The 15892-nt window shown below is 57.2% G+C and carries 16 protein-coding genes, 1 tRNA gene and 1 pseudogene; 4 read left to right on the top strand and 14 right to left on the bottom strand.

Features of this window, described 5'->3' with window-relative positions; all coding sequences use genetic code 11:
- Positions 1-44: 44 nt before the first annotated feature.
- The 4 genes from ACR0MP_RS07370 to ACR0MP_RS07355 all read right to left on the bottom strand — a co-directional run bounded on the left by ACR0MP_RS07370 (position 45) and on the right by ACR0MP_RS07355 (position 3241).
- Entirely contained in the window at positions 45-842 is a 798-nt protein-coding gene (locus ACR0MP_RS07370) for a S49 family peptidase (RefSeq protein ID WP_170423599.1), read from the bottom strand.
- Between the two features lie 104 nt (positions 843-946).
- Positions 947-1708 (bottom strand): ABC transporter permease, encoded by a 762-nt coding sequence (locus tag ACR0MP_RS07365; RefSeq protein WP_170395601.1) that lies wholly within the window; start codon positions 1706-1708, stop codon positions 947-949.
- The gene (locus tag ACR0MP_RS07360; protein ID WP_170395599.1) at positions 1705-2634 is read right to left on the bottom strand and encodes an ABC transporter ATP-binding protein; all 930 of its coding nucleotides are present in this window, start codon (positions 2632-2634) and stop codon (positions 1705-1707) included. Before ACR0MP_RS07360 ends, ACR0MP_RS07365 begins: the two co-directional genes overlap by 4 nt.
- 91 nt (positions 2635-2725) lie before the next feature.
- Complete coding sequence (locus tag ACR0MP_RS07355; protein WP_480886262.1) at positions 2726-3241, bottom strand: SRPBCC family protein; 516 nt, start codon at positions 3239-3241, stop codon at positions 2726-2728.
- A 155-nt stretch (positions 3242-3396) separates the two neighbouring features.
- Here ACR0MP_RS07355 and ACR0MP_RS07350 point away from each other — a divergent pair, with 155 nt between their 5' ends.
- A complete protein-coding gene (locus ACR0MP_RS07350; protein ID WP_480886261.1) occupies positions 3397-4491 on the top strand; it encodes a CaiB/BaiF CoA transferase family protein in 1095 nt (364 codons plus the stop codon).
- A gap of 59 nt (positions 4492-4550) precedes the next feature.
- On the opposite strand, the gene hemE is transcribed toward ACR0MP_RS07350, so the two are convergent.
- Positions 4551-5585: a uroporphyrinogen decarboxylase gene (hemE, locus tag ACR0MP_RS07345; RefSeq protein ID WP_170408416.1), complete on the bottom strand. Its 1035-nt coding sequence runs from the start codon at positions 5583-5585 to the stop codon at positions 4551-4553.
- Between the two features lie 107 nt (positions 5586-5692).
- Here hemE and hemC point away from each other — a divergent pair, with 107 nt between their 5' ends.
- Complete coding sequence (gene hemC / locus ACR0MP_RS07340; protein ID WP_480886258.1) at positions 5693-6649, top strand: hydroxymethylbilane synthase; 957 nt, start codon at positions 5693-5695, stop codon at positions 6647-6649.
- A gap of 220 nt (positions 6650-6869) precedes the next feature.
- Here the strand turns inward: hemC and ACR0MP_RS07335 are convergent, their stop codons facing one another.
- On the bottom strand, positions 6870-9131 hold the full coding sequence (locus ACR0MP_RS07335) for an adenylate/guanylate cyclase domain-containing protein (protein ID WP_170736760.1): 2262 nt from the start codon (positions 9129-9131) through the stop codon (positions 6870-6872).
- A 21-nt stretch (positions 9132-9152) separates the two neighbouring features.
- Positions 9153-10109, bottom strand: a complete 957-nt coding sequence (locus ACR0MP_RS07330; protein ID WP_480886256.1) for a FecR family protein — start codon at positions 10107-10109, stop codon at positions 9153-9155.
- A gap of 304 nt (positions 10110-10413) precedes the next feature.
- Here ACR0MP_RS07330 and ACR0MP_RS07325 point away from each other — a divergent pair.
- Positions 10414-10503: transfer RNA gene (locus ACR0MP_RS07325), tRNA-Ser, on the top strand.
- Between the two features lie 456 nt (positions 10504-10959).
- On the opposite strand, the gene ACR0MP_RS07320 is transcribed toward ACR0MP_RS07325, so the two are convergent.
- The 5 genes from ACR0MP_RS07320 to ACR0MP_RS07300 form a co-directional block, all read right to left on the bottom strand.
- Positions 10960-12549, bottom strand: coding sequence for a recombinase family protein (locus ACR0MP_RS07320; RefSeq protein ID WP_480886254.1), 1590 nt, complete (start codon positions 12547-12549; stop codon positions 10960-10962).
- Between the two features lie 2 nt (positions 12550-12551).
- Positions 12552-12944 carry a DUF2924 domain-containing protein gene (locus tag ACR0MP_RS07315; RefSeq protein ID WP_170408419.1) on the bottom strand — a complete coding sequence of 131 codons (393 nt, stop codon included), beginning with the start codon at positions 12942-12944 and terminating at the stop codon, positions 12552-12554.
- Positions 12908-13186, bottom strand: coding sequence for a DUF3489 domain-containing protein (locus tag ACR0MP_RS07310; RefSeq protein ID WP_170408420.1), 279 nt, complete (start codon positions 13184-13186; stop codon positions 12908-12910). Before ACR0MP_RS07310 ends, ACR0MP_RS07315 begins: the two co-directional genes overlap by 37 nt.
- Before the next feature lie 123 nt (positions 13187-13309).
- Entirely contained in the window at positions 13310-13699 is a 390-nt protein-coding gene (locus ACR0MP_RS07305) for a DUF5681 domain-containing protein (RefSeq protein ID WP_480886251.1), read from the bottom strand.
- A complete protein-coding gene (locus tag ACR0MP_RS07300) occupies positions 13692-14075 on the bottom strand; it encodes a DUF5681 domain-containing protein (RefSeq protein ID WP_170408422.1) in 384 nt (127 codons plus the stop codon). The genes ACR0MP_RS07305 and ACR0MP_RS07300 overlap by 8 nt, the downstream gene beginning before the upstream one ends.
- A gap of 70 nt (positions 14076-14145) precedes the next feature.
- Between ACR0MP_RS07300 and ACR0MP_RS07295 the strand changes: the two genes are divergently transcribed.
- Positions 14146-14442: a DEAD/DEAH box helicase gene (locus ACR0MP_RS07295; RefSeq protein ID WP_480886249.1), complete on the top strand. Its 297-nt coding sequence runs from the start codon at positions 14146-14148 to the stop codon at positions 14440-14442.
- Here ACR0MP_RS07295 and ACR0MP_RS07290 read toward each other — a convergent pair.
- Positions 14431-14709: pseudogene (locus ACR0MP_RS07290) on the bottom strand (BCCT family transporter); the annotation flags it as partial. The gene ACR0MP_RS07295 and the pseudogene ACR0MP_RS07290 overlap by 12 nt on opposite strands.
- Positions 14710-15046: 337 nt before the next feature.
- A complete protein-coding gene (locus ACR0MP_RS07285) occupies positions 15047-15682 on the bottom strand; it encodes a LuxR C-terminal-related transcriptional regulator (protein WP_480886248.1) in 636 nt (211 codons plus the stop codon).
- Positions 15683-15892 lie beyond the last annotated feature (210 nt).

Genomic DNA, 15892 nt, shown 5'->3' with positions numbered 1-15892 from the left:
CGCCCATGGCGATCAGGAACAAGGTGACTGCTTTGATGATCACTCTACAACCCGAAACGCGCGTAGGCAGCGCGCTCCTCAATACCGGCTATGGCATCCTGCGCCAGCGTAGCGCCGAAGCGCGACCAGATCGGTTTGCGCAGGCCATAGCGGCGGAACCTGACTTTGTCGCCAAACTTCTCCTGCATCTTGGGCTTTAGATGGGCAATACCATCGATCAGGCCCAGCTGTTGCGCGCGACGGGCCAGCCAGACCTCGCCATTGAACAGATCAGCGCTGCTGTCCAGCTTGCCGTCCCGGCGAGATTTCACATGGGTTATGAAATTCTCGTGGATATCGCCCAGCAGCACTTTAAGCCGTGCAATGTCTTCTTTCTTTTCCGGAGCAAACGGGTCGAGCATTGATTTCGACTGACCGGCAGTATGTACGCGTCTTTCAAAGCCCTGACGTGCCAGAAAAACATGCGCGCCAAATCCCGATGATATCACGCCGATCGACCCCAGAACCGAACTGTCATCGGCCCAAATCTCATCCGCTGAAACCGCCAACCAATATCCACCCGAAGCCGCCACGTCTTCGACGAAAGCGTAGACAGGGATCTTAAGCTCTTCCGCCAGCCGTTGGATACGCGCACCGATCAATGAGCTTTGAACGGGGGAGCCGCCCGGCGAATTGATCTCCAGCGCGACCGCAGCGGGCTTGCCCTTGCGAAAGGCTTTCTCCAACACCGGTGCCAGAGCGGTCGCGTTCATCGACCCTCGCCCGGCCATTCCAATGGCACCGGACAGGCGAACAACGGCCACAAGTGGCGGCTTTTTCATGAAGGGCAGGCTGAGTTTCATGGAAGCCGATGTAGAGCGCGCCGGAGCCGTAAACAAGAGACCCGAAGCGCCATAAACGCGACGTGAACCAATTTCACACACCTGATGGGCAAAAATGCAACGCCCTAGCTGCGGATGCGCCAACCGGTTTTGAAGATCCAGCCAATGATCGCGAGGCATATTCCGGTGAAGGCTAGTATGGCCAGAAGGCTCCAAAATATCGGGACATCTGCGATACCATAGAATGACCAGCGGAACCCGGAAATCAGATAAACCACAGGGTTGAACAGAGTGATCGTCTGCCAAAGCGGAGGTAGCATCGAGATCGAGTAAAACGTCCCACCCAGAAAAATCAGGGGCGTCACAACAAGCTGGGGGACAAGCGACATTTGCTCAAAATTTCCGGCCCAAATGCCCACGATAAACCCCAGCAGCGAGAAACTGAGGCAAGACAAGATCAGGAAAGCCGCCATGGCAAACGGGTGTTCAATGCGAATGTCCACAAAGAACGTCGCAGTGGCCAGAATGACAAGACCTACAAACAGTGCCTTAGTTGCGGCCGCGCCCACATAGCCAATCACAATCTCGATGAAATTGATGGGGGCTGAAAGTAACTCATAAATCGTACCCAAGAATTTGGGGAAGTAGATGCCAAAGGACGCATTCGAGATTGATAGCATCACTACGGACAACATGATCAGACCCGGCACAATGAAGGCCCCATAGGACACGCCTTCGATCTCTTGAATGCGACTGCCGATGGCAGTGCCAAACACCACGAAATAAAGCGAGGTCGACAGGACCGGAGACAAAAAACTCTGCGCCAGTGTGCGAAAGAACCGGGCCATTTCAAACCGGTAGATGGCAGTAATAGCGGACCAGTTCATGCGGGTTCTCCGGACACGAGGTTGACGAAAATCTCTTCAAGGCTCGATTGCCGCGTCTGCACATCACGCAGCACTAAACCGGCCTGTGCAACATCATTGAGAAGAGTGGTGATGCCCGTGCGCTCGGCATTGGTGTCGTAAGTATAGATCAGCGCATCGCCTGCACCGTTGAGCGTCAGTTGATGATCGGACAGAACGTCGGGAACGGATAAAATGGGCTCGGTCAACATGACCTCAATCTGCTTTTTGCCCATCTGCGCCATTAATGTGTCTTTGTCCTGCACGAGCAAAAGCTCACCCTTGTCGATGACACCCACACGGTCGGCGATTGCCTCGGCTTCCTCGATGTAGTGAGTGGTCAGGATGATGGTGACACCAGCCTGCTTCAATTCGGCCACGATCTCCCACATGTCCTTACGTAGCTCGACATCTACGCCGGCGGTGGGTTCATCCAGAAACAGCACCCTTGGCTCATGCGCCAAGGCTTTCGCGATCAGCACACGTCGCTTCATGCCTCCGGATAGTTCCTTGATTGCGTTACGGCGTTTGTCCCATAGGGACAGCTTGCGCAGGATTTCCTCGATCCTGGCGTTGTCTCCGCTATGACCGAACAGCCCGCGCGAAAAGCGGACAGTGTTCCAGACCTTCTCGAACGGTTCCAGCGCGATTTCCTGCGGCACCAGCCCAATCATCTTGCGGGCTGCGCGATACTCGGTCTGGATGTCATGGCCACCTACGGTGACCGAGCCCGAAGTCGGCGTGGTAATACCGCACACAGTCGAGATCAGCGTTGTTTTACCCGCCCCATTGGGGCCCAACAGCGCTAGAATCTCACCTTCTTCAATGTCCAGAGACACACCTTTCAGCGCCTCAAACCCATCGGCATAAGACTTCCGCAAATCCCGGATCGACAATATGGTCGTCATGCGTACCCTCGTTCTGACCCCGCAACCTATCGTGACGGACCATCGTCGAACAGTCCAATTCCGCACAGTGCCATGCGCGTGTGCGCAGGGTTCAGTCTCGTCCCGTCAGGCGACCTAGCAAGCCTGACTTGGTCTCTTCTTCGGCAGCGTCTTCTTGCGGTGGCGGACCTTCGAAATATTCTTGAAGATTGGCGAAAAACTGATCGGCCATCTTCTTGGCAAACCCATCAATCAGGCGGCTGCCCAGCTGAGCCAGTTTGCCACCCACCTTAGCCTCGACCTCGTAGGTCAGAAGGGTGCCACCAGCCTCGCTGGGCGCGAAGGTTACATCAGCGCTTCCCTTGGCAAAGCCTGCAGCGCCCCCCTTGCCCTCACCAGCGATGGTCAGGCGTTCGGGCTCAATCATGTCGGACATGGTCACTGTGCCTTTGAAAGTCGCCTTCACAGGGCCAACCTTTTGCACCACGGTCGCATTATACCCCTCGGTTGGATCACCGGTAATCTCCTGCGCGCCGCTGATGCAGGCTTTTAATACTTCAGGGTCCAGCAACGCAGCGTAAACGGCGGCAGGCGGCGCCTGAATTTCACGGGTATCGCTTAACTGCATCTCTCAACCTCTTTTTAATCCTTCGGCAGACCACAAAGACCTAGCCCTGAAACATCGATGCAGGCAACCAGTTTGCACAAACCAAAGCACGGGATCGGGATTCTTCGCTTGCATTCGCTCCGCCCAACAGAAACCCTGCGCCGCAGGAGGAAGACATGCTGCACGGCATACGCATCATCGAAGTCGAAGGGCTGGGCCCAGCCCCCTTCGCGGCCATGCTGCTGGCGGATATGGGCGCCGATGTCATCACCATCCATCGCAAAGGGTCCGCCGTCACTCCGGGTATGCCTGAACGTTCGCTGCTGGATCGCGGCAAACGATCAATAGCGCTGGACCTCAAAAACCCGCAGGACCTTAGCGTTGCAAAACGGCTGATCGCAACGGCTGATGCGCTGATCGAGGGTTTTCGCCCCGGCGTGATGGAAAAGCTGGGGCTGGGGCCGGAAGACTGTCATTACCTGAACCCAAAGCTGGTCTATGGCCGAATGACAGGCTGGGGGCAGCATAGCCCACTTTCTGAGACAGCGGGCCATGATCTCAACTATATCGCCCTTTCAGGGGCTTTATCCTACGCGTCGCTGCCCGGCCAACCGCCTTTGACGCCCGCAACACTTGTCGGGGATATCGGCGGTGGTGCGATGTATCTGGTTGCAGGTCTGCTCGCCGGGCTTCTGAATGCCCGGAGCACAGGCAAAGGCACTGTGGTGGACGCCGCCATCTACGATGGCTCGGCACACATGATGAATTTGCTGATGAGCCTGCGCCAAACCGGCAACCTGTCCGACACCCGGGGTCAAAGCCTGCTTGACGGACCGCATTGGAGCCGAACCTACGCCTGCGCAGATGGCGGCTTCATCTCAGTTCAGTGTCTGGAGCCAAAATTCTATGCTCACTTCCTGGACATCCTCGGGCTCAGCGATGACGCGGAATTCGCTCAGCAAAATAACCATGCGACGTGGCCCAACCTGACGAAGCGGTTGAGCAAAATCTTTGCCGAGAAGCCGCGCGACGAATGGGCGGCGCTGTTTCAAGGCACGGACGCCTGCGTTGCCCCAGTCCTAAGTCCACAAGAAGCACGAGATCACCCCATGAATTCGGCTCGCCAAACATGGGTCGACCACGACGAAACACGTCAAGCCGCAGCCGCTCCTAGATTCTCAACCTACAACTGGCAACCGCGGCCCAGCCCCAAACGCGGAGAGCATACAAATGAGATTTTGAACGAACTTCCTCCCGCTTCATCTGGCTAAAAATACCTCGGGGGGTGAATTGGCCGCAGGCCAAGAGGGGGCTGGCCCCCACGCCAGGCTTACCGCCCGCGCACCGTATCGATCATCAATTGAACGTTCTCAGGGTCCGCATCTGGCGTAATACCATGACCCAAATTGAAGATATGCGGTCCTTTTGAGAAGGCTTCGACAATCCGCCGCGTCTCATCGACAAGCGCTTGCCCGCCTGTCACCATATGCGATGAAGCCAGATTGCCCTGTACACACCCATCGACTTGCACATTCGCAGCAGCCCATTCGGGCGACACAGAATTGTCCAGCGCGACACAATCCACACCGGTGGCCTTGGCGAAACCGATGTACCCCTGATCCGCTTCGCGTGGGAAACCGATGACGGGAATGCCCGGATGGCGTGCCATTATGGCAGCAGTAATCACGCGACAGGGTTCAACGGCGTATTTCTGAAACGCTTCGCCCTTCAATGATCCCGCCCAACTATCAAATATTTTGACAACCTCGGCCCCTGCCTCGATTTGGGCAGACAGGTATTCAATTGTCGCGGCCGTGATCCGATCCAACAGCGCCTCGAACAGCGCAGTGTTTTCTTCGCGCAGCGCATGGGCTGGCCCCTGATCCGGGGTGCCCCGTCCGGCGATCATGTAGGTAGCCACTGTCCAGGGCGCGCCTGCAAATCCGATCAGAGTTGTCTCAGAAGGAAGCTCACGCGAAAGAATACGCACGGTTTCATACACCGGAGAAAGCGTCTCATGAATTGCATCAACGGGCTTCAGCGCATCAAACTCCGACTGCCGTGTAATTGTCGAAAGGCGAGGACCTTCGCCGGTGACAAACCACAAATCCGCACCCAGCGCCTGCGGCAGAAGCAGGATATCAGCAAACAGGATCGCGGCATCAAAGCCGTAGCGGCGAATAGGCTGAAGGGTGACTTCGGCGGCAAGCTCGGGGTTATAGCAAAGAGACAGGAAATCTCCGGCCTGTGCGCGCGTTGCACGATATTCAGGCAAATACCTCCCAGCCTGTCGCATCATCCAGATCGGCGGCACATCCTGCACTTCCCCCGCCAGCGCCCGTAGCAATTTCTTTGTCTCGGCCATTCGTGCCCCCAGTGTTCCGGTTTGGTGCAACGCGTCGGCCCTCAGTGGCAATTTGTCAAGCTCTGCCCCCATTGTCAGGGCAATGTGACGCGACTAAAGCTGTGCGCATGAGTCTTACATTGCCTACCCCCGCATCGCCTCTGAAAATCGGCACCCGTGGATCACCGCTGGCGCTGGCGCAGGCTTATGAAACCCGTCAGAGGCTTGGTGCCGCTTTCGACCTTCCAGAAGATGCGTTCGAGATCGTGGTGATCAAGACTACCGGCGACAACCGCGCGATGATCGATGCGGACCGACCGCTGAAAGAGATTGGCAACAAGGGTCTGTTCACCAAGGAAATCGAAGAGGCGATGCTGAAGGGCGAGATTGATGTCGCCGTGCATTCGACCAAGGACATGCCGGTCGAACAGCCTGATGGGCTGGTGCTGGATACTTTTCTGCCGCGTGAAGACGTGCGCGATGCCTTTATCTCTCCGACGCTGAGTTCGATTCACGACTTGCCCGAAGGCGCGGTTGTCGGGACGTCTTCGCTGCGCCGTCGGGCACAGTTGCTGAACCGGCGGCCCGATCTGAATGTGGTCGAGTTTCGCGGCAATGTTCAGACTCGCCTGAAGAAGCTGGCCGATGGCGTGGCCGATTGTACCTTTTTGGCCATGGCCGGATTGCGCCGCTTGGATATGAAAGACGTCCCCGCGACTGCCATATCACCTGATGACATGCTACCTGCCATTGCGCAGGGCACCATCGGCATTGAACGGCGCAGCGACGATAACCGCACCGCCGAGATGCTGGCGGCGATTCATCATGTCGAAACAAGCCAACGCCTTGCGGCTGAACGCAGCCTGCTGGCCGGGCTGGATGGCTCATGCGAAACACCGATCGCCGGTCTGGCACAAGTCCAAGATGGCCAACTGCATCTGCGTGGAGAAGTTCTGCGCCCGGACGGTTCCGAGGCGATCAGCGAAGAGGCCACCGGGGCGCTCGAAGACGGCGCAAAACTGGGTCAGACAATGGCCGCCTCTCTGCTGATACAGGCCGGACCAGGGTTTTTCGACTGGCGCTAAGAAAAAATTTAAACAATTTCAGGGTAATGTGAACTTCTTCACTGTCTACCCTGCCGAATTCGTTAAATATGGGGACAGAAGGTCGATCTCGAATATATCGAAAGTTTTAGCCCGTGTTGTTTTAGATGGTATTCGAGGGGGCGAGATTGATACTTCCGGCGGGGCGCAGTTGATTTTCAACAGCGCCCCGTTCTCTTTTCCAAAGCATATGGCGAAGTACTTACTCTGCACCTTCGCGCAGACCATGATGATGACTAAACACCGGGCGCGCATGAAGCACCTCTGATCGGAAATCCGCCATGCGCCCCGGTAGCGCGCGATAGAATGATGCCAAACCTGGCTCAACCGCCATCGCATGCTTGGCACATTCCTTGCACAACCCAGCGACTACGGTCTGTGATTCCCGTGCGCGTATCGCCTCTAGTAGACCTATGTGTGCGGTCTGCAGCTTTTGAAACGATGCACTGCCTGCAACTTCTCGATCTCCGACCAGTACATAAACAGGCTCTGGCTCGCTTTTGCCTTTCAAATCCACGAAGCCCGCCTCTAGCAGCGCAAGATCAGAATTGGTGACACGGCGAATAGAGTCTGAGACCAGAATATCATAATCCACATGTCGGCAGTTTTGTTCGATCCGCGCTGCCACATTCACCACATCTCCGATTACTGTATAATTGAACCGGCGCCGCGAGCCGATATTGCCTACGCAGGCGGCTCCGGTTGCGCAGCCTGTCGCCAGAGCGATGGGAGGACGCCCGCGCATGATGGGCAAAGTGTTGAACTTATCTAACGCGCCGCGCATCTTCAGCGCGGCCAAAGCAGCGCGGCACGGGTGATCATCCACGGGCAGCGGTGCATTCCAAAAAGCCATAACCGCATCGCCGATGAACTTGTCGATCGTGCCACGCTCGACCAGAATCTGATCCCCGATCTCTGAGAACAGCGCATTCAGCAAGGCCACCAGATCGGTGGCTGATACAGACTCGGACAATGGCGTGAAGCCCCGAATGTCCGAAAACATCACCGTGATCTCCTGAGATTCACCTCCCAATTGCAGTTGATGCCCGTTGGCCTCCATCTCATCGAGGATTTCCGGTGCGACATAGTGCGAGAAAGTCTGGCGGATCACCCGCTTCTCCCGCTCGGTCGAAACAAAGAGGTACCCGGCCAGAAGCCCGAAATTGGCCATACCTCCGGCCAAAGGGAAGGTCGCATCAAACAGAACCGACTGGTTCTGGAACGCCAACCAACTGATGGCAATCACGGCCGATGCGGCCACACCGCCTGCAGCAAAAGAAGCGACCGCCCCATAGTTGGACATGACCACTGTGACAACGACGCCCAGGATCACGAACGCCAGCAGCTCAAGTGCAGAGGTAACATCCGATCTGCTCAGCACATCGCCAAGGATGATCTGTTCGATAATCTGGGCGTGGATCGAAACACCGGGAACAGATTCACCCAGTGCCGTTTCGCGTATATCGAACAAGCCCGCCGCAGAGGTGCCGACCAGAATGATCCGTCCTTCTATCTCTGACTGAAGCGTTGGATCACTACCGCTACGCATGACATCATCGGCCGACAGATAGAGGCCAGGATTGTCCCGCCTGTAACGCACCCAAATCTCGCCATTCTCGGTGGTCGGCAGCACAAAATCACCCAGACCAACCTCAAGCATGATGCCGATCTCGTCCTGCGATCCTTCGGCAAAATAAACGGATTCGCCCATGGCCACCCGCAGGGCTTCAACCCCAAGCGCAGGTAATACACCGTTGGGCCCGGACCAAAGCACAGGGACCCGTCGCACCACACCCAAACTTCCTTGGGGCGAAACATTAACACCCCCGATCCCGGCCGCTTCTTCCCCCAATGGCGGTGCCAGAGAGGTCCAGTGGGCAACGCTGACAAGGCCAGCTGCGGGGTTCTCTCCGATTTCAACTAACCCCGCCTTCGGTACAATGGCCGAACCGCTATCGGTTTGCCGGGCTGCCACACCCAGAACCACTGGCCATTTCGCAACTTCGTCCCCAAATCTGACGTCATTGTCCAGATCGATCGCAGCCTGATCCACCTGCAATAGTCCGGACAAGGTCGGGTCTTGCAACAGTCGCATCGGAGAGTATCGGTCGGGCTCGGCAAACAGCATATCAAAGGCAATCGCAGCGGCACCGTATTCGCCCAATCGTTCGACCATCTGACCCAACAGGGTACGAGGCCAAGGCCATTGGCCCCATTCTGCCAGAGACCTTTCATCAATATCCACCACGCGGACCGGCAGATCCGGGTTGTAGGCCCGTGGTGAAATCCGCTGCAGGATATCGAAGTAAATCAATCTGGACATTTGAACGGGATACGGATCCGCGACCCTAATGAAGCAGCCCATCAGGATCAGCGCCAAGCCTACAAGCCTGAATACTAATCGATGCCCAATTTTGTCTCTTATCTTACCCACCACGTTCACCTTCCAGGCGCAGGGGAACATGAAAATATATGTAACCTGATGCTACCAACCAGCTATCGCTGAAGCGTTACCTGCCGTCGCCGTTGCCCTGACACCCGATCCACCGCTATCTCCACTGGATGCGTTTACGGATGTTCTCGTTTCACCCGAGGCGCTTACACCTGCGTGCGCTGATGTCCCGGAACGCCCTTCGGCGCTGGCTGAGGCCCGGTCTGGCGCTTCGGATCGCCCGCTTTCGCGGGCCGCCGACACCTCAGAACGACCTTGTTCCGTTTGCCGCCGTGCTTCGCGCCGCTCTGGCCTTTCAGATTCAATCTTTGGGGCCTGAGCCTGTCTGCCCGAACACCCTTCGGCACTCACCCGAAACGGTGGCAGCAGTTGCGTTTGCGAGCGTATGAAGGGGAAACCACCTTTTAGCGCTTTGTCATACTGCTCCTGATCTATCGGGCGCCCCACCTGACCGCCCGAACCGGTCGCAAAGAGACTGCACTGTCGGCTTGCCGACCGGCACGACCCGCGTCGGCCGCACATCTGAACGGTGCCCTCGATAACCAGCATCGCGCTTTGGCTGCCGGATGTAATCCACATGTCAAATGTCGTTCCCCGCACGGCCATGGTGGCATCGGGCGTTTTGATCGAATAAGCGCGCTTTCTGCTTTTGCCCGAAATGAAACGGAAACTGCCGCCCAGCGCCTGCACGGTGAAGTTTTTTGCCTTCCGATTGCCTCGCAGCATCGAGACATCCAGGATCATTCGCGCGTTCGGACCAACCGCGATCTTGGTTTCATCTACAAACACCAATTGAACCACGCCTGATCTGTCGGTCGAAATAGTATCGCCTGAAACAACATCCATCCCTTCACGCAAGCGTATCTTTTTACCGGCCCGGATAATATCCGCGCCCGGTTTAGCACTGAGCACTTTTCCGATTGATGCGATGGCCGACGCAGGCAGCGTCGCTAGAACCAAGAAAACACAAAACAATTTCAACCAGGCCAAACCCAAGTCCCCTTCCCCCAAAAGGTACCTACCAGGGTGCCAAACACCCCACGCCCGATATCTGTCGCCTCAGAAAGCTAAATCTGAATAGTTATTAGAGCCTTAAAACTAGACAAATATGCGCCAGAACAGGTGGAGTTGGCAAGGTTTTGCATGTTTTTCAGCATTTCGGGGGTTTCGCACCCCTGCTTTCGGTAGCCCCAGCGCTCCTTCTTGTGGGTTTGATCATCGGTATTCAGAAAAATTTTCCAGACATAGAAAATCGCCTTGTATCTGGATGACAGGCAAGGATATACCGGCCAGCGGAGACGTGGCCGAGTGGTCGAAGGCGCTCCCCTGCTAAGGGAGTAGGCGGGAAACCGTCTCGAGGGTTCGAATCCCTTCGTCTCCGCCACCCACCCCTATCTCTGCCTGCGCAGTCCTTCTTTCCCTGTTTTCTCCCGTTTTCCCGGGCGCTTGGGCTATGCCATCTGCCAGAGAGACGACCATGATCCCATAAGCTGGCGCGATTTCCTCGTAACTTCTCTGGAGGCACCATCATGCGCTTCGGTTAGGGCCAAAATTCCCTGCTAACAGGGAATTAATTGGGAAATACTTCAGATTTGGGCCTTTTGGCTGATTTTGGCTTCTGGATCATCACGTGTTATCAGTGCGTTGCACAAGATTTCCCTGCGCAAGATAACAGGGAACATTTTCGCGATTATCAGGGAAATTCTTAGGAGAAACAGGGAACGCCACATCCAGATCAGGGAAGTCTCTGACCGCCTTTGAAGCCGAACAATCGGGCCTGGGCATCCCAGTCCAGTGGCAGTGGTTTTCGGATGAACCGTTCGAGGGTCAGGTTCGTCGGCTAGCGCCCCTCGAGGATTGCGCTCTGGATCGCGGGCGACAGGAACGCCAGCTGCGATCGGGTGCGAATGTAGGATTCTGCATGCCCCGTCGCCACGGCGATCTCTCTAAGGAGCCTGCCGTCGCGCAATTCGGCTGCCCAGACATGCGCGCGGGAAAGAGCGCGAAGGAGCGTACGATCTGGTTGAGGCTCGCGGTCGCCGATGACGATCTTTCCTTCGACACCGCGTCGCCGAAGTTCGAAGGGAGCCTCGATCATCCGAACTGCACCGTCCATCTCATTGGGCTGCATTTCCAACGCCTTGGCTAGGCAATCCGTATTAAGTCGCAAGACAATGCCGTTTTTCGTGATCTGCTCATCGTCCAAAATCTTCTGCAGAAGATCGGGTGTACCCTCTGAGAGCCGACTGGCGAGTCGACGCGCTTTTGCCAGTATGGCGCCGTCACGTTGCAGATCTGGTCGTGTGCAAATCCGATGGTCCTGGGCGAGCTTGCTGATGCGCCCTGCAATGGCGTTCGCCACAGCATGCTCCAGGGCGTTTGCAGGCAATCGCCAGCCTCGCGGCTCCGTCCCCCCAGAAATCAGCCGGTTTGAGACGTAGTACCGGATCTGCCGTCCATGACGATGGGTGTGCGTCGGGGTCAGTCGATCTCCGGTTTCATCACGGAGTTTCCCGGTGAGCGGTGCAGTGGGCCTGGTACTGAGTTGCTTGGCAGCGGTCTTTCGACTCCGCGGGCGCGCACTGGCAGTCTCCAGTTTTTCCTGGACCCGTTCCCAAACCGCCTCGCTTACGATCGGCTCATGCTGTCCATCCCAGACTTTGGTCTTGTGGCGGATCTTTCCGATGTAGATCGGGTTGCGCAGAGCCGCATAGATCTGGCCGCGCGAGAGTGTATTACCGCCCTGGACCCGCCCGGACTTGAAACGGTGCAGCTTGGAGCGCAGGCCCAACTCATTGGCGCGACGCATGACAGCATTCAGGCAGCCGAGGTCCTCGTAGAGGGCGAAGATCGTCCGCACTGTTTCAGCTTCGTCTGCGTTGATGACGAGGCCGCGGATCTTGGGATCGGCATGCGGATCGTATCCGAGCGGCGGCACGCCGCCCATCCAAAGACCCTTCTTCTTGGAGGCCGCGATCTTGTCCCGGATCCGCTCGGCCGTCACCTCACGCTCAAATTGGGCAAAGGACAACAGAACGTTGAGCGTCAGCCAGCCCATCGACGAGGCGGTGTTGAAGGCTTGGGTAACCGAGACAAAGGAACAACCGGCGGCATCGAAGCGCTCGACCAGCTTGGCAAAGTCGGCAAGGGATCGGGTCAGACGATCAATCTTGTAGACTACAACCATCTGAACGAGCCCCGCGTCGATGTCTGCCAGCAGGCGCTGAAGGCCGGGCCGGTCGAGCGTGCCACCGGAGATGCCGCCATCGTCATATCGGGACTTGCCCGCAACCCAGCCTTCGTGCCGCTGGCTGGCGATGTATGCGGCACACGCCTCGTGCTGGGCATCGAGCGAATTGAAGTCCTGGTCGAGCCCCTCGTCGGAGGATTTACGCGTGTAGATGGCGCATCGGATTCGCGGCTTGCTCACGGTCAACCCGCCCGCTTCAGACCGAAGAAGCGGGGCCCGGACCATCGGGCCCCGGTGATGGCGCGGGCGATCGGCGACAGCGACGCATAGCGCTGACCTTTCCAGAGAAAGCCGCCCTCGACGACATCGACCACATGGGTCGCGCCAATCCATTCGCGGATCAGACGGCCGCCGGGTTTGAGCGCGGGGCTTGTGGCAGACGGAATGTCCCGTGCAGCCTTGGCGAGCCTTGTGACAAAGTCTTTTGGCAACCCGCCACGCTCGTGGGTCTGCACTTCGACGGCCAGGAACCGGCGCAGGAAGGGACTGCTGAGGAGTTTCGGGGCAGGGGTGCCGAAGACCTCTTTCCAGGCGGCGATCAGCGCCGCCCGGTCCAAGGTTTCGATCTCGGCCACGGAGAGCTCTCCGGGCCGTTGGTGATGCGGTAGATGGCGCCAGTGCCGGGCTTGGTGGGTTCCGCGCGGTCGATGCGATACCCCGCCTTCCTGAGCCCGCTCAGCGCCGCCCGGACCGAATGGGGCTGCCAGCCGGTTGCGGACTGAAGGGCGGCAAGATCTGTGCCGGCCTTGCGGCTCCGCAATTTACGCAGGATTGCAGTCTTGCTCACGCGCGAAGGGGTTGATTTGGACTTGGACATTCTTGTTCCTCGGTTTTCCGGGCCTGCGGGATGCCGGCCCTGGTACCGAGATGCGCCCGGGGTCCAACCGGGCGTGGGAGCAGTGACGCTCGTGTCCGCGCTGAAGTCCAGTACGGATTTGCGCTAACCGCGCAATTTGGAGTCTTCTGGAATTTTCACGCCCATGCGCTCCAGCCGTTCCACCAATTCCTGCCGCTTGTTTTTCTGCTCTTCCTCTTTCGCTTGCACGGCTGGGCCTACTTCCAACATGATCCGGATCGCTTCAAGCAGTGACGGTTTGTGCCCTTTGAGACCTTTGCGGCAGAGCGCAAGATAGGCGGCTTCAATACCGTCCAAACGAACAGTCGTGCCGTCTGGCGCGCGGGCGTCGACGGGCTGGGTCAGAATCTGTGCAGCGTCCATCATGAATTCGGACTTCGTCTTCGGCCGACCCTTAGGATTCCCGGATTGACCCTTCTGCCACCGCGTGGACTCAGGAGGGTTGGCGTAGCCTACTTTCTTGTCGTTACTCATTGTCTTTTTCTTTCTGCTTCCTGTGTTCGGCGATCCGCTTGACGGCGCGGAGGATCTTCTTTTTCTCTTCCTCCGGCGAATAGGCATTGGGATCGGCGATACCTGACTCGTCGATGATGCGTCGCTGCAGAGCCATTGCTTGCTTGTCACCATTCAGTGCCAGATCGCGCAGCTTCCACATCAGTGCATCCCGGATCGGCAATTTCTGGTCGTTTTCTTTGACCCGCACCTTGCGATTGAGGACTCGGTTCAGAACTGTGTTCAGGTCTTCCCGCTTGCGCGGGCGACCACGGGGATTGCCCGACTTACCCTTTTTGAAGCGGGTATGTTCGGGCGGGTTCATGTAGCCGACCGCAGATGTGTTTTCGTCTGTCATTCGGCAGCCTCCAAATTCGCATCATCGGCCCCGGCTTGCGCCACCTGCAATCTGAAGAAAGGCGCAAGCAATGACGACGATTAATCTCAGACCGTGGCAGGCTGCCTGCGCCAACAAAGCAATGGACTGGCTCCAGGCCGGCGAAGATCGGCATTTTTTGATCAACGCGGCGCCGGGCGCGGGCAAGACCATCTGCGCCTCGGTCATCGCACAGCGTTTGCTCAATGCGGATCTGATCGATCGGGTCATCGTGATCGCCCCGCGAAAAGCGGTCGTCAAACAGTGGGCGGCGGAATTCAAGCTCGTGACCGGGCGCGCCCCATACTTCAGATCACCGGGGCTGATGAAGAGCCCGAAGAATACCTGACAGAGCCTTGCCGAATAATGGCGTCAGAGACGAGCGGATCGTTAGGGGAAGCCCGCGGCGATAGCTGAAAAACGCCAGCGCAAGGCCGGCAATCGCATAGCACGCCCAAGCGCCCAGACCCCAATGCAGATAGGACCAGACATAAGCCGTGCGCACATTGTCCGCGTCAAGGGCCGTTGTCACGCCCTGAATAACCGATGGGTTGTTCTTGAAGTGCGCGACGGGTTCCGCAACAGCCCATGTCAACATCCCGACACCGATCCCGCTAGCACCAACGAATATGCACATCTCTCAGCCGGGACTCAGCTTCACATCCTGACTGCTCTAATCCTAAGAGCCGAAGGTGCGGGGTATCACAATCATGGATTTGAGAACTCAACGCGGTATAACCGCCGACAGCAGCCTGAGCACGAGATCGCCGCCTCAATCAAGAGGGGGTTGCAGACGGGAATCTGTTTCGCGGGTTATCTTGGTTTCAACGGGTATTGCAATGGCTATTTGGTATTTCTGCAGGCTGCAGCCCTAACGCGCGAGAATGTCGCCAGTATCACAAAACCTGCGGACGCTTCTTTCTAGAAATCTCCGACTATCTGAGCTTCGCAGTTCACGAGTTTACGTTGTCCAGTTTTGAAGCGTAATAGAAGGCAATCGCCTGCGCGCGGTTCTTGATCGACAGCTTGTCGTATATGTTCGACAGATGGAACTTTACCGTGTTGGTCGAAATCTGCAGCTCTTTCGACAATTCCTTGTTAGACATGCCCTGCGCCAGTGCCTCAAGGATAGCGAGTTCCTTGCGCGACAGAGTCTGCAACGGGTTTTGATGCATTTTGCGCACGTCGATATAGGGAAATACCATTTTGCCCTTAGCGACATCGACACAGGTTTCCAGCAAGCCTTCGACCTCGCCCGAACGCGGCGCGAACCCTGCGGCCCCGGCCTGCATAGCCTGACGCGGTACGTCCCCAGCCTCGTCCCCATAGACCACAAAGCGTGGCGCGTTGGTCTGCTCGCGCAGAACCTCAATCAGTTTTGCCGCGCCCAAAGCAGGAAGTTCCCAGGACACGATCCCCACCTGAACCGGCACCCGCATGACTGTGCCCAGAAATCCCTCGGCGGTCGCTGAAGTGGCCACCAGAGAGAATCGCGGGTCGCGCTCGAAGATCTCGGACATGGCCGACAGCACCAAAGGGTTGTTGTTGGCCAGCATGACATCAATGGGGCGTTGAGATGTGTCGGACATTGTTTTCCCGTCTGATTTTATCTAAACCTACCCATTTTGGTGGGGATGCTTTCAGTATACATTGGCATATTTACCAAAATGGGTAGGTTAATACCCACCTAACAAGATATGCTAAAGCTGTAGTAAGTTACGTTGTGCCCCGGCGCAAGTTTCAGTTTTCCTCTGGGTCAAGGCGATCGGCGGTATCGAACACACCCGACGCACAGGAGG

The sequence above is a fragment of the Ruegeria sp. K3 genome, from assembly GCF_056531845.1.
The sequence above is the reverse complement of the archived record's forward strand: the minus strand, read 5'-3'. Positions and strand labels throughout refer to the sequence as shown.

Bases quoted from the DNA above. Each gene is read 5' to 3' on its own strand.
- ACR0MP_RS07305 (WP_480886251.1), bottom strand. From the start codon at position 13,699: ATGAGTAACGACAAGAAAGTAGGCTACGCCAACCCTCCTGAGTCCACG.
- ACR0MP_RS07355 (WP_480886262.1), bottom strand. From the start codon at position 3,241: ATGCAGTTAAGCGATACCCGTGAAATTCAGGCGCCGCCTGCCGCCGTT.
- ACR0MP_RS07285 (WP_480886248.1), bottom strand. From the start codon at position 15,682: ATGTCCGACACATCTCAACGCCCCATTGATGTCATGCTGGCCAACAAC.
- ACR0MP_RS07295 (WP_480886249.1), top strand. From the start codon at position 14,146: ATGACGACGATTAATCTCAGACCGTGGCAGGCTGCCTGCGCCAACAAA.
- ACR0MP_RS07365 (WP_170395601.1), bottom strand. From the start codon at position 1,708: ATGAACTGGTCCGCTATTACTGCCATCTACCGGTTTGAAATGGCCCGG.
- ACR0MP_RS07310 (WP_170408420.1), bottom strand. From the start codon at position 13,186: ATGTCCAAGTCCAAATCAACCCCTTCGCGCGTGAGCAAGACTGCAATC.
- hemE (WP_170408416.1), bottom strand. From the start codon at position 5,585: ATGGCCGAGACAAAGAAATTGCTACGGGCGCTGGCGGGGGAAGTGCAG.
- ACR0MP_RS07360 (WP_170395599.1), bottom strand. From the start codon at position 2,634: ATGACGACCATATTGTCGATCCGGGATTTGCGGAAGTCTTATGCCGAT.
- ACR0MP_RS07370 (WP_170423599.1), bottom strand. From the start codon at position 842: ATGAAACTCAGCCTGCCCTTCATGAAAAAGCCGCCACTTGTGGCCGTT.
- hemC (WP_480886258.1), top strand. From the start codon at position 5,693: ATGAGTCTTACATTGCCTACCCCCGCATCGCCTCTGAAAATCGGCACC.
- ACR0MP_RS07335 (WP_170736760.1), bottom strand. From the start codon at position 9,131: ATGTTCCCCTGCGCCTGGAAGGTGAACGTGGTGGGTAAGATAAGAGAC.
- ACR0MP_RS07300 (WP_170408422.1), bottom strand. From the start codon at position 14,075: ATGACAGACGAAAACACATCTGCGGTCGGCTACATGAACCCGCCCGAA.
- ACR0MP_RS07350 (WP_480886261.1), top strand. From the start codon at position 3,397: ATGCTGCACGGCATACGCATCATCGAAGTCGAAGGGCTGGGCCCAGCC.